The organism is Corynebacterium sp. (assembly GCF_012838985.1).
Lineage (GTDB): Bacteria > Actinomycetota > Actinomycetes > Mycobacteriales > Mycobacteriaceae > Corynebacterium.
On sequence record NZ_DUOE01000093.1, the window covers coordinates 1 to 11,534 of the forward strand.

13 protein-coding genes and 1 pseudogene are annotated in these 11,534 nt (G+C 70.0%); 11 read left to right on the forward strand and 3 right to left on the reverse strand.

The genetic code is table 11. The annotated features are described in order from the left end of the window. From GXZ33_RS05250 to GXZ33_RS05280, 7 genes and pseudogenes are all read left to right on the forward strand, one after another. Positions 1-492 (forward strand): annotated as a pseudogene (locus GXZ33_RS05250) (ABC transporter family substrate-binding protein); the annotation flags it as partial. Continuing rightward, complete coding sequence (gene mshB / locus GXZ33_RS05255; RefSeq protein WP_291339817.1) at positions 489-1,400, forward strand: N-acetyl-1-D-myo-inositol-2-amino-2-deoxy-alpha-D-glucopyranoside deacetylase; 912 nt, start codon at positions 489-491, stop codon at positions 1,398-1,400. The pseudogene GXZ33_RS05250 and the gene mshB, both read left to right, overlap by 4 nt. Then, positions 1,397-1,795 carry a hypothetical protein gene (locus tag GXZ33_RS05260; RefSeq protein ID WP_291339818.1) on the forward strand — a complete coding sequence of 133 codons (399 nt, stop codon included), beginning with the start codon at positions 1,397-1,399 and terminating at the stop codon, positions 1,793-1,795. The genes mshB and GXZ33_RS05260 overlap by 4 nt, the downstream gene beginning before the upstream one ends. 56 nt (positions 1,796-1,851) lie before the next feature. Further along, positions 1,852-2,175, forward strand: coding sequence for a ferredoxin (gene fdxA / locus GXZ33_RS05265; RefSeq protein ID WP_291339819.1), 324 nt, complete (start codon positions 1,852-1,854; stop codon positions 2,173-2,175). Positions 2,176-2,178: 3 nt separating this feature from the next. After that, positions 2,179-3,291 (forward strand): succinyldiaminopimelate transaminase, encoded by a 1,113-nt coding sequence (gene dapC, locus GXZ33_RS05270; RefSeq protein WP_291339820.1) that lies wholly within the window; start codon positions 2,179-2,181, stop codon positions 3,289-3,291. After that, positions 3,284-4,111 (forward strand): pseudouridine synthase, encoded by an 828-nt coding sequence (locus GXZ33_RS05275; protein WP_291339821.1) that lies wholly within the window; start codon positions 3,284-3,286, stop codon positions 4,109-4,111. The genes dapC and GXZ33_RS05275 overlap by 8 nt, the downstream gene beginning before the upstream one ends. Positions 4,112-4,249: 138 nt before the next feature. Further along, positions 4,250-4,762, forward strand: a complete 513-nt coding sequence (locus tag GXZ33_RS05280; protein ID WP_291339828.1) for a GtrA family protein — start codon at positions 4,250-4,252, stop codon at positions 4,760-4,762. 15 nt (positions 4,763-4,777) lie between these two features. Here the strand turns inward: GXZ33_RS05280 and dapD are convergent, their stop codons facing one another. From dapD to GXZ33_RS05295, 3 genes are all read right to left on the reverse strand, one after another. After that, a complete protein-coding gene (gene dapD / locus GXZ33_RS05285) occupies positions 4,778-5,749 on the reverse strand; it encodes a 2,3,4,5-tetrahydropyridine-2,6-dicarboxylate N-succinyltransferase (protein WP_291339822.1) in 972 nt (323 codons plus the stop codon). Next, the gene (locus GXZ33_RS05290; protein ID WP_291339823.1) at positions 5,746-7,143 is read right to left on the reverse strand and encodes an amino acid permease; all 1,398 of its coding nucleotides are present in this window, start codon (positions 7,141-7,143) and stop codon (positions 5,746-5,748) included. The genes dapD and GXZ33_RS05290 overlap by 4 nt, the downstream gene beginning before the upstream one ends. A 61-nt stretch (positions 7,144-7,204) precedes the next feature. Next, the gene (locus tag GXZ33_RS05295; protein WP_291339824.1) at positions 7,205-8,134 is read right to left on the reverse strand and encodes a DapH/DapD/GlmU-related protein; all 930 of its coding nucleotides are present in this window, start codon (positions 8,132-8,134) and stop codon (positions 7,205-7,207) included. Between the two features lie 66 nt (positions 8,135-8,200). Here GXZ33_RS05295 and dapE point away from each other — a divergent pair, with 66 nt between their 5' ends. The 4 genes from dapE to GXZ33_RS05315 form a co-directional block, all read left to right on the forward strand. Then, positions 8,201-9,277, forward strand: a complete 1,077-nt coding sequence (dapE, locus tag GXZ33_RS05300) for a succinyl-diaminopimelate desuccinylase (RefSeq protein WP_291339825.1) — start codon at positions 8,201-8,203, stop codon at positions 9,275-9,277. A gap of 39 nt (positions 9,278-9,316) precedes the next feature. After that, positions 9,317-10,153, forward strand: a complete 837-nt coding sequence (locus tag GXZ33_RS05305; protein ID WP_291339826.1) for a TIGR00730 family Rossman fold protein — start codon at positions 9,317-9,319, stop codon at positions 10,151-10,153. A 33-nt stretch (positions 10,154-10,186) separates the two neighbouring features. Next, the gene (folP, locus tag GXZ33_RS05310) at positions 10,187-10,999 is read left to right on the forward strand and encodes a dihydropteroate synthase (RefSeq protein ID WP_291339829.1); all 813 of its coding nucleotides are present in this window, start codon (positions 10,187-10,189) and stop codon (positions 10,997-10,999) included. Next, the coding region (locus GXZ33_RS05315) for a glycosyltransferase (protein ID WP_291339827.1) at positions 10,996-11,534 on the forward strand (539 nt) is incomplete at its 3' end. The genes folP and GXZ33_RS05315, both read left to right, overlap by 4 nt.

Here is an 11,534-nt window from a genome sequence, read left to right on the forward strand (position 1 = left end):
ATCGGCGTCGACCCGGCGGACGACGCCGCCCTGTCGGCCGCCCGCACCATCGTCGACCTGCTCTCACAGTTCGAGGTCCGCGCCGAGACGGTCACCTCCGACCTGCGGGACCTCACGGGTGCGCAGCTGCCCGGCGACGGGACCGCCGGGGTGGACGCGGTCATCGCGTGGCAGCACACCGCCGGCGCCTCCCTCGGGCTGGCCGCCCGCTGGCTGTGCCCGACCGCCCCCGACGCCCCGCGTGCCGGTAACCTGTCCGGCTACTGCGCGGAGGACACCCAGGCGATGGCGGAGGCGCTCATCACCGGGGCCGCCACCGTCGACGAGGGCGAGGCGTTCTTCGCGGACGTCAACGCCCGGGAACACGTCATCGTCCCGCTGCTGGGGGAACGGCGGGTGCTGGTCCTGGGCGCAGGTATCGTTGGTCCGGACCCGGATCTTGAGAACTGGACCGCCGGCATTTCGACGGTCGCGAGCTGGAGGAAGCAATGACGACCCGTGATCTGGTCGGCTACCGCGTGGTGGCCGTCCATGCGCACCCCGACGACGAGGCCATCACCACCGGTGGCTCCCTGTTCGACCTGGCGCGCCGGGGTGCCGACGTCCTCGTCGTCACCTGCACCCTGGGCGAGGAGGGCGAGGTCATCGGCGCCCCCTTCGCGCACCTGACCAACGACCACGCCGACCAGCTCGGCGGCTTCCGCATCGGGGAACTCACCCGGGCCCTGGAGATCCTCGAGGTGCGGGGCCGCTTCCTCGGCGGGGCCGGCCGCTTCCGTGACTCCGGCATGGCCGGCAGCCCGGCGCACGAGAATCCCCGGGCCTTCGTCAACTCCGGGGAGGAGGCCGTCGAGCTGCTCACCCGCATCCTCGAGGCGGAGCGGCCGCACCTGCTCATCACCTACGGGCCGGACGGCGGCTACGGTCACCCGGACCACATCCGGGCACACGAGATCACCCACGCCGCCGCGGAGCGTGTCGACGTGCCCCGCATCCTGTGGACCGTGAGCTCCCTGCCGGAGACGGTGGAGGGCGTCGGGCAGATCACGCAGGTCCCCGAGGGCTGGACCCTGCCCCCGCGGGAGTACCTGGAGAACGCGGGCGTCGAGAAGCATGATCTCGTGGTGACCCTCGACGACGCCGCCCTGGCCGCCAAGCGCGAGGCCATGCGGGCGCACGCGACGCAGATCTGGTTCGCGGACGGGTCCGTGTCCGCGACGAACCCGCGCGCCGCGTGGGGGCAGGGCGCGCACCCGGTGTGGGCGCTGTCCAACCTGCACGCGCAGCCGCTGCTGGGCCGCGAGCACTACCAGCTCGGGGCCGGCAGCCTCCCGGAGGCGGACCTGCTCGGCGGGCCCGGGCTCCTCGACGGCCTGACCCGGGGCGGGGCGGCCGAATGAGCACGCAGAAGGGATTCGTGCGCACTGACTTCAGCCGCGGCGAGGCCGTGGGCGGGCTGATCTGGCTGTCGGTGGCGTCGCTGATCTCGGTGCTGCTCGAGGTCGTCTACCTGGGCACCTGGGTGACGCTGCCCGGTGGGGCCCGTCTGGCCGTGCCGTACACGATCGTGCTGGCGTTCCTGTTCAACATGGTGCTCACCCGCACCGCACGGCTGTGGACCCCGGAGCCGGTCGTCGCGGCGATCCCGCTCTACGTGTGGATGGGCGGGTACCTCGCCCTGATGATGGGGGTCGTGGTGACGGGGGACCAGCTCGTCGGCAGTAATATTCGGAGTGTTCTGCTTCTTTTCGCAGGTCTGGCCGGAGGCGTCTGGCCGCTCGTGCGGGGGAAGTGACATACTAGGTTCCATTATCTGCCGATTTTCAGGTTCTAAAGGAGTGCCCGACGCCCATGACCTACATCATTGCCCAGCCCTGTGTGGACGTGCTTGACCGCTCCTGCGTCGAGGAGTGCCCGGTCGACTGCATCTACGAGGGCAAGCGGATGCTGTACATCCACCCCGACGAGTGCGTCGACTGTGGTGCCTGTGAGCCGGCCTGCCCGGTCGAGGCCATCTTCTACGAGGACGACGTCCCGGAGGAGTGGGACGAGTACTACAACGCCAACGTCGCCTTCTTCGACGACCTGGGTTCCCCCGGTGGTGCCGCGAAGACCGGCCCCGTGGACAAGGACCACCCCTTCGTGGCCGCCCTGCCGCCGCAGAACCAGGAGTAGCCGGTGGCCCGCACGCCTCTGGGCGCCCGTCTGCCCGATTTCCCCTGGGACACCCTCGACGCCGCGAAGGCGACCGCCGAGGCGCATCCGGACGGGATCGTCAACCTGTCCGTCGGCACCCCCGTCGACCCGGTCGCCCCGGGCATCCAGCTGGCGCTGGCGGCGGCCGCCGCGGAGCCCGGTTACCCGCAGACCGCCGGCACCCCGGAGCTGCGGGAGGCGATCGCGGCATCCCTCGCGCGGCGCTACGGCATGACGGGCCTGACCCCGGACGCCGTGCTGCCGGTCGTGGGCACCAAGGAGGCCATCGCGCTGCTGCCCACCCTGCTGGGCATCCGGGAGGGGCTCGTGGTCATCCCCGAGGTCGCGTACCCCACCTACGAGGTCGCGGCGCTGCTGGGCTCCAACCGGGTGCTCCGCGCCGACTCCCTGCTGAAGATCGGCCCGGAGACCCCCGATCTGCTCTTCCTCAACTCGCCGTCCAACCCGACGGGCAAGGTCCTCGGCGTGGAGCACCTGCGCAAGGTCGTCGGCTGGGCACGGGAGCGCGGCGTCATCGTCGCCTCGGACGAGTGCTACATCGGCCTCGGCTGGGACGACTCGAAGGAACCCGTCTCCATCCTCGACCCGCGGGTCTGCGACGGCGACCACACCGGTCTCATCGCCATCCACTCGCTGTCGAAGAGCTCCAACCTGGCGTCCTACCGCGCCGGCTTCCTCGCCGGTGACCGGGCGCTCATCTCCGAGCTCCTCGAGGTGCGTAAGCACCTCGGACTCATGATCCCCGGCCCCGTCCAGGAGGCGATGCTCGTCGCGCTGTCCGACGATGACCAGGAGGCCGGTCAGCGTGTCCTCTACAGTCGCCGTCGCGCGGTGCTCCTGCGTGCGCTTCTCGACGCCGGGTTCACCGTCGACGACTCCGAGGCCGGCCTCTACCTGTGGGCCACCCGCGGTGAGCACTGCCGCGACACCGTCGACTGGCTGGCCGCGCGGGGCATCCTCGTCGCGCCGGGCGACTTCTACGGCCCCCGTGGCGAGCAGTACGTCCGTGTGGCGTTGACCGGCACGGACGAGCGTGTCGACGCCGCCGCGGCCCGCCTCGCCGCCGGTGTGTAGCGCGCCGATCCCGGCGCGGGAGGGTATCTCCCCGCAGCGGGTCGTGCTCCGCGACGTCGTCCCCGCCGACCGCCCGTACTGGGCCGGGTCGGCCGGCGACGCACCCTTCCCGGCCGGCACGCCGCTGGTGGCGGGTGCGGCCCTGGACCGCCCGCAGCCCGCGTGGTTCCACCCTGACGTCCCGCCCGAGCCGGAGATCCCGTTCCGGCACACCGTGGTGTTCGAGGACGAGGACCTCATCGTGGTGGACAAGCCCGGTTTCGTGCCCTCGACGAGCAACGGGCGCATCGTCCGGGAGACGGTGCAGACCCGTCTGCGCGTCGAGTACGGCGAGGACGCGATCGTGCCCCTGCACCGCCTCGACCGGTTGACCTCCGGGATCCTCGTGTGCTCGCGGAGAGCCGCGACGCGGGGCTCCTACCAGCGGTTGTTCCAGGAGCGCGTCGTCGAGAAGCGCTATGAGGCGCGGGTGCACGGGCCGGTGACGGTGGGAGCGGAGTGGGAACTGGTGGAACTGCCCCTGCGCAAGCGGCGGGGCGTCCGGCAGGTGACGGTGGAGGAGGGCGGCACGGTGACGTGGACGTGGCTGCGGGCGGGCGGCCCGGACACGGTGGAGGTGCGCCCCGTCACCGGGCACACCCACCAGATCCGCGTCGTGCTCAACCACCTGGGCATGCCGATCGTCGGCGATGACACCTACCCCGTGGACCGGGGGCTGGCGCTCCACGACTACAGTTCGCCGCTGGCGCTGCGGGCCGTGTCGGTGGCCTTCGATGACCCCCACAGCGGACGGAGACGGGTCTTCGACGTCGCCGGATGAGCCGGGTTGTAGGCTGGACGCCTGAGCAGCAGCCACCTACCAGAAAGAGGTTCCGTGAGTTCTCCAGGCACACGGGGCAGGTCGACGAACCGGTCCAGGGCACTGGCCCGCATCCAGAACAACGCCCGCCAGTTCCTCATGTTCGGTCTGGTCGGTGGTTCCGGCACGGTGGTGAACCTGCTGGTCAGCGTGGCGTCGAAGAAGATCGCCGGCTGGACCGCGGGGGTGTCCGAATATGACGTGTTCCTGCCGCTGGTGGGCACGGACTTCAACATCCGCTGGTTCAACATCTTCATGACGATCGCCTTCCTCGTGGCGAACACCTGGAACTACCAGCTCAACCGCAGCTGGACCTTCCGGGGTCTGCCGCAGCGCACGTGGTGGCGCGGCTTCTTCCCGTTCCTGCTCACCGGCATCGGCGCGTTCCTGGTCAGCCAGGTCGTGGCGACGCTGCTGATGAACCCGCTCTCACCGATCGCCCTGTCCCCGACGATCTTCGACGACTCCTCCGGCCTGCGCACCAAGTTCTACTGGGCGACCGCGATCTCCATCATCGTGGCCATGCCCGTGAACTTCCTGGTCAACAAGCTGTGGGCGTTCCGGAAGCCACGCACGGGTACGCGCGTGGTGGTCGACCAGCAGCCGCAGTAGGGGAGCCGGCGGGGGTCACATCCCGCGCAGCTCGTGGTTGAGCTCGAAGGTGCGGGAGGAGCTGGGCGTCGCCTCCACGGCACCGGTGAGGGAGTTACGGCGGTACATCACGCCGCCCACACCGGAGAGCTCGGCCGCCTTGATGCGGTGTCCGTTGCCCACGTCCGCGCTGCGGGCCACCTCGTCCCACACCGTCACCTTCGTGCCGGCGGTGACGTACAGGCCGGCCTCCACGATGCAGTCATCGCCGAGGGAGATGCCGATGCCGGAGTTCGCGCCCAGGAGGCAGTGCCGGCCGATCGAGATGGCCGCCCCGCTGCCGCCCGTCAGGGTGCTCATGACGGAGGCACCGCCACCGATGTCGGTGCCCTCACCCACGACGACACCCGTGGAGAGACGGCCCTCCACCATCGTGGCCCCGAGGGTGCCGGCGTTGTAGTTGACGAAGCCCTCGTGCATCACCGTCGTCCCCTCCGCGAGGTGGGCGCCGAGGCGGACGCGGTCGGCGTCGGCGATCCGCACCCCGGAGGGCACGACGTAGTCGACCATGCGGGGGAACCTGTCCACGGAATGGACCGTCACCGGACCGCGGGCGCTCAGGCGGCCCCGGACCATCTGGAAGTCGGCGACGGTGCAGGGGCCGTAGTTCGTCCACACGACGTCGGTCAGCAGCTCCGGGGCCCCCTCCAGGTTCACCTCGTGGGGGCGGACCAGACGGTGGGAGAGCAGGTGCAGGCGCAGGTACACGTCATGGGCGTCGACGGGGACGTCGGTGAGCGAGCCGATCGTGGTGGTCACGGCGACCCGGGCGACACCCCGCTCCTCGTCCGGGCCGACCAGTGCGGCGAACTGCTGCGGGGTCTGCTCGGGGCGCACCGTGCCGGCCTCGAGGGGCTCCTCCGTGAGACGGGGAGCGGGGAACCAGACGTCCAGGACGGTTCCGTCATACGTGATGGTGGCGAGTCCGCGCGCGGTGGCTGAAGTCATGGCCGTGACGATACCCGACCCCGGGCCCACTTCGTCAGATTGGCGAGCCCCACCAGCACCACGACCACCACCAGGACGGCGATGACCTGGGAGCGGGCGGCGGCGTCGAAAAGCATGAGCACCACGAGCCCCCAGAGGGCGAGCATCGTGGCCCAGCCGAGCCACGGCCAGCCCCACATGCGGACCGTCGAGATCTCGCCCCGTTCCTCCAGCTGCGGGTGCAGGCGCAGGTAACTGGCGGTGATCATGATCCAGATGACGATGAGGCAGCCACCCACCGCGTTGAGCAGGAAGGTGAGCAGACCCGCCGGATTCCAGTACTGCAGACCCACAGACGCGAAGGCGAAGAGCATCGACAGGACCACCGCGTTGATCGGGACGTTCTCGCGGTTGGTCACGGCGAAGATGCGCGGCGCATCCCGGTCCAGGGCCAGTGAGTGCACCAGCCGCGACGTGCCGTAGATCTGCGCGTTGAACGCGGAGAGCAGCGCCAGGACGATGACGGCCTCCATGAAGCCGACGACACCGGGGATGTGCGCCATCGCGAGCACCGCCGTGAAGGGGGACTCGGCGGCGGTCTCCGCACCACCGAGCTGGTCGTAGGGCAGCAGCAGCGTGATGATGAGCACCGAGCCGATGTAGAACACCGCGATACGCCAGATCACCGAACGCACGGCCACCGCGATCGCCGACTGCGGGTTCTCCGATTCGGCCGCCGCGATGGTCACCAGCTCGATGCCGCCGAACGCGAAGGCCACCGCCAGCAGACCCGCAGCCAGCCCCGGCCAGCCGTTGGGCATGAAGCCGTGGTCCCCGAGGAAGGTGCCCAGACCCACCGCCGACGTGCCGGGCAGCCACCCGAAGACCAGCGACACACCGACCGCCAGGAACGCGATGATCACCGCGACCTTGATGAACGCGAACCAGAACTCGAACTCACCGAAACCCCGGACCTGCGCGAAGTTCACCACCGCGAAGAACACGACGGACACCAGCGCCGGGATCCACGGTTCCACCCCGAACCAGGAGCCCATGATGGCGGCGGCGCCGGTCATCTCGGCGCCCATCACCATGATGAGCATGAACCAGTACAGCCAGCCGAGCGTGAAACCGGCCCAGGGGCCGAAGGCCTGCTTGCTGTACGTGGAGAAAGACCCGGAGGAGGGGCGGGCCGCGGCCATCTCGCCGAGCATCTCCATGACGAACACGACGATGACGCCGGCCGCCAGGTAGGCGAGCAGCACAGCCGGGCCGGCCGCCTGGATACCGACGCCGGTGCCGAGGAACAGCCCCGCCCCGATCGCGGACCCCAGCCCCATCATGGTGAGATGGCGGGTCTTCAGTCCCTTTCCCAGACGTGTGCTCTCGACGGATTCATCCGGACTTGTGGTCATACCTGTCGAGGGTAATGCGCGGGGCACGGGTGACCGCGATCAGCCCCCTGCTCGCGCGCGGTCACTGCCAGATGCGACGCAGCACCGGCTCCGGGTGCCCGACCTCCCGGCGCACCGACCAGTTGGACTCGCCGTTGAGGGTGGAGGCGGAGACGTGGCGCTCGGCGTCGGCGTCCCACACCTGGGTGTCGGCCTCGAGGACGATGTTCGCGCCGATGGTGCAGTTGTCGCCGATGTTCAGGCCGATGATGCCGGAGGAGACCCCGAAGGTGCAGTTCGCGCCGATGGTGATCGGGTCACGCAGGCCGTCGGTGCGGCGGCGCGCCATGATCGTGGAGGACAGTCCGACGTCCGTTCCCTCGCCGATGACGGTGGAGGAGGAGAGACGGCCCTCGATGCGGGCGGCGCCGAGGGCACCGGAGTTGAAGGAGACGTAGCCCTCGCGCAGCACGCGGGTGCCGGGGGCGAGGTAGGCGCCGAGGCGGACGCGCTCGGCCTCGGCGATGTTCACGCCGGAGGGCACGACGTAGTCGACCATGCGGGGCAGCTTCTCGATGCCGTACACGTGGATCAGCCCACGGGAACGCAGCGCGGTGCGGACGAACTCGAAGTTGTCGGGCGTGCAGGGGCCCTTGTTGGTCCACACGACGGTGGACAGGCGACGCAGCGAGCCGTCCATGTTGAGTTCGAGGGGACGCACGAGGCGGTGCGAGAGAAGGTGGAGGCGCAGGTAGACGTCGTGCGCGTCGATCGGCAGCGCCTGGAGGTCGGCGATGGTGGTGCGGACGGCGACCTGCTCGACCATGCGGTCCTCGTCGAGCAGCACGAGCTTGAGCATGTTGTCCGGAATGTCCGCCGCGCCGAGGCGTTCGGTGCCGGGGACGAGGTCCGTTCCGTCGAGAAGCTCGGGTTCGGGGTACCAGGTGTCCAGAATGGTGCCATCCATGGCGATGTTGGCGATTCCGACCGCGGTTGCTCCCTGAGTTGTCATGTCTCCAGAGTCTACGGCCCTGCGTACCCGGACACACGTTGAGTCACCGTGGGTACCCTTGGACAGGTGACCGCACTCGATCTGACCCAGGATCCCGTCGCCCTGACCGCCACGCTGGTGGACATCCCCAGCCCCTCCCACCAGGAGCGGATCATCGCTGACCTGGTGGAGGAGGCGCTTGCCGACGTCCCCTCCGTCCACATCATCAGGAGGGGCAACACCGTCGCCGCCCGGACGGACAGGGGGAGGTCGTCGCGGGTCATCCTCGCCGGTCACCTCGACACGGTGCCCATCGCCGACAACGTCCCCCACCGTCTGGAGGACGGCATCATGTACGGCTGCGGCACGGTGGACATGAAGTCGGGGCTGGCGGTGTACCTCCATCTTTTCGCCACGCTGGCGAATGACCCGGACCTGGCCTACGACCTCACCCTCATCGCCTACGAGTGCGAGGAGGTCGACAGCCAGTACAACGGGCTCGGCCACTTGGCGGTCAGTGACCCGGAGTGGCTCGATGGTCAGCTCGCCCTGCTGGGGGAGCCCTCCGGCGCGGTCATCGAGGCCGGTTGCCAGGGCACCCTCCGGGTCCGGGTGACCACCCGTGGCGAGCGCGCCCACTCCGCCCGCGGGTGGCTCGGCGACAACGCGGCCCACAAACTCGCCCCGGCCATCCAGCGGGTCGCCGAGTGGGAGGCCCGGGAGGTCGACATCGACGGGTGCGTGTACCGGGAGGGACTCAACGTGGTGAAGCTGGAGAGTTTCCTCGCCACCAACATCATCCCGGACGAGGCGTACGCCCTGGTGAACTACCGCTTCGCGCCGGACCTGACGGCGGAGGAGGCGCTGGGGCGCGTCGAGAATCATCTCGCCGGGTTCGAGGTGACGCTGGAGGACGCCGTCGCCGGGGCCCTGCCCGGTCTGGGGGAGCCCGCCGCCGCGGCGCTCATCCGGGCGGTGGGGGAGGTCCGCGCGAAATACGGCTGGACCGATGTCGCGCGTTTCGCCCGTCTGGGGATCGCGGCCGTGAACTTCGGGCCGGGCGAACCGGCCTACGCCCACCGCAAGGACGAGCAGGTCCCGGTGGCTCAGATCAGGCAGGTGGCCTCGCAACTCCGGGATTTCCTCACGACGCGACCCACCTGATCGGGCAGGCGTCTCAGGAAAGCGCTAGGTTTGAGGACTATGGCTCCGAACATCACACCCGATCCCGACAAGGCCCGGATGCTGCGCGGCCCCATGCTGCTGCGCACTGACGGGGCGAAGAAGTCCACCTACGACCAGCGACTGCTGGAACTCGGCTCGGACCACGATTGGCTGCACGCCGACCCGTGGCGCATCCTGCGCATCCAGGGTGAGTTCGTCTCCGGTTTCGACGCCCTGGCCTCCATGCCGAAGGCCGTCACCGTATTCGGTTCCGCCCGCATCCCCGAGGGGCACCCCTGGTACGAGCAGGGCTGCGAGCTCGGCAGGGCGCTCGTGGCGGCCGACTACGCCGTCATCACCGGCGGCGGCCCCGGCCTCATGGAGGCCCCGAACCGTGGCGCGTACGAGGCGGAGGGTCTGTCCGTCGGCCTGGGCATCGAGCTCCCGCACGAGCAGCACCTGAACAAGTGGGTCGACCTCGGCCTGAACTTCCGCTACTTCTTCGCCCGCAAGACCATGTTCCTCAAGTACTCGCAGGCCTTCGTGTGCCTGCCGGGCGGCTTCGGCACGCTCGACGAGCTCTTCGAGGTGCTGTGCATGGTGCAGACCGGCAAGGTCACCAACTACCCGATCGTGCTGCTGGGCACCGAGTTCTGGGGCGGTCTCATCGACTGGATCCGGGAGCGCCTCGCCGCTGAGGGTCTCATCTCCCCGGAGGACATGGACCTGTTCCTCGTCACCGACTCCGTCGACGAGGCCGTGGCGCACATCGTCGACACCCACCGCGTCATGACCGATGAGCGTCTCGCCGACCAGCACCAGGTCGACCAGTACACCCCGGTCCACGAGGTTCTCGAGCAGACCGAGCGTCGCTAACCGCCAGTGGACAGTCCTGCTCTGCCGGCGGTGATGGCGATCGTCAACCGCACCCCGGACTCCTTCTACGACCGGGGCGCGACCTTCGCCGACGACGCCGCCCTGCGCCGCTGCGACGAGGTCATCGCCCAGGGGGCGACGATCGTCGACATCGGCGGGGTGAAGGCGGGCCCGGGCTCACGTGTCGACGCCGCCGAGGAACTCGACCGCGTCCTCCCGGTCATCACCGCCGTCGCGCAGCGCCACCCGGACGTGCTCATCTCCGTGGACACCTGGCGGGCCTCCGTCGCCGACGAGGCCATCCGCGCCGGGGCCGGTCTGGTCAACGACACGTGGGCCGGCTATGACCCGGAACTGGTCGAGGTCGCCGGACAGCACGGTGTCGGCTACGTCTGTTCCCACACCGGCGGCGTCGAACCCCGCACGCGGCCCCACCGGGTGCGTTTCGACGACGTCGTGGCCGACGTCATCGCCGAGACCACCCGCCTGGCCGAACGCGCCGTCAGCGTCGGCGTCCCGGAGGAGCGGATCTTCCTCGACCCGACGCACGACTTCGGCAAGAACACCTTCCACGGTCTCGAGCTGCTGCGCCGCATCGACGAGATCGTCGCCACCGGCTGGCCGGTCCTCATGGCGCTGAGCAACAAGGACTTCGTCGGCGAGACCGTCGACCGGCCGGTGGGGGAGCGCATCCCCGGCACCCTGGCCGCCACCGCCTGGGCCGCCGCCCGCGGCGTCGCCGCCTTCCGCGCGCACGAGGTCGCGGAGACCGTCGACGTCATCCGCATGACCGCCGCCATCGCCGGCACCGCCGCGCCCCTCAACACGATCCGGGGTCTCGCGTGAAGGCCTCGGTGGTCATCCCGGCGCTCAACGAGGAGGCCACCGTCGCCGGGGTCGTCGCCGCCGTGCTGGCCGATGACCCGCACGAGGTCCTCGTCATCGACGCCGACTCCACCGACGCCACCGCCCGCCGGGCGCGGGACGCGGGTGCGACGGTGCTCAACTGGCGGGAGATCCTCCCGCAGATCCCCACCCGCCCCGGCAAGGGGGAGTCCCTGTGGAGGGGCGTCGCCGCCGCGGCAGGTGACATCGTGGTCTTCGTCGACGCCGATCTGCGGCAGCCGGAACCGGGCATGATCCGGGCGCTGGCCGCCCCGTTCGCCGATCCGGGGGTCCACCTGGTCAAGGCCGATTACCGACGCACTTTCCGCGGGGAACCCACCGGAGGCGGTCGTGTGACCGAACTCACGGCCAAGCCCCTGCTGCGTGCCCTGTTCCCCGGTCTGGGGCACATCAACCAGCCCCTGGCGGGCGAATACGCCCTCCGCCGTGCCACCGCCCTCGAGCTGCCCTTCACCGCCGGCTACGGCGTCGAGGC

What these genes read in the sequence shown, in the direction of transcription:
- GXZ33_RS05260 (WP_291339818.1), top strand. Translation starts at nt 1,397, where the DNA reads ATGAGCACGCAGAAGGGATTCGTGCGCACTGACTTCAGCCGCGGCGAG.
- GXZ33_RS05280 (WP_291339828.1), top strand. Translation starts at nt 4,250, where the DNA reads ATGTTCGGTCTGGTCGGTGGTTCCGGCACGGTGGTGAACCTGCTGGTC.
- GXZ33_RS05290 (WP_291339823.1), bottom strand. Translation starts at nt 7,143, where the DNA reads ATGACCACAAGTCCGGATGAATCCGTCGAGAGCACACGTCTGGGAAAG.
- mshB (WP_291339817.1), top strand. Translation starts at nt 489, where the DNA reads ATGACGACCCGTGATCTGGTCGGCTACCGCGTGGTGGCCGTCCATGCG.
- GXZ33_RS05305 (WP_291339826.1), top strand. Translation starts at nt 9,317, where the DNA reads ATGGCTCCGAACATCACACCCGATCCCGACAAGGCCCGGATGCTGCGC.
- GXZ33_RS05295 (WP_291339824.1), bottom strand. Translation starts at nt 8,134, where the DNA reads ATGACAACTCAGGGAGCAACCGCGGTCGGAATCGCCAACATCGCCATG.
- folP (WP_291339829.1), top strand. Translation starts at nt 10,187, where the DNA reads ATGGCGATCGTCAACCGCACCCCGGACTCCTTCTACGACCGGGGCGCG.
- fdxA (WP_291339819.1), top strand. Translation starts at nt 1,852, where the DNA reads ATGACCTACATCATTGCCCAGCCCTGTGTGGACGTGCTTGACCGCTCC.
- dapD (WP_291339822.1), bottom strand. Translation starts at nt 5,749, where the DNA reads ATGACTTCAGCCACCGCGCGCGGACTCGCCACCATCACGTATGACGGA.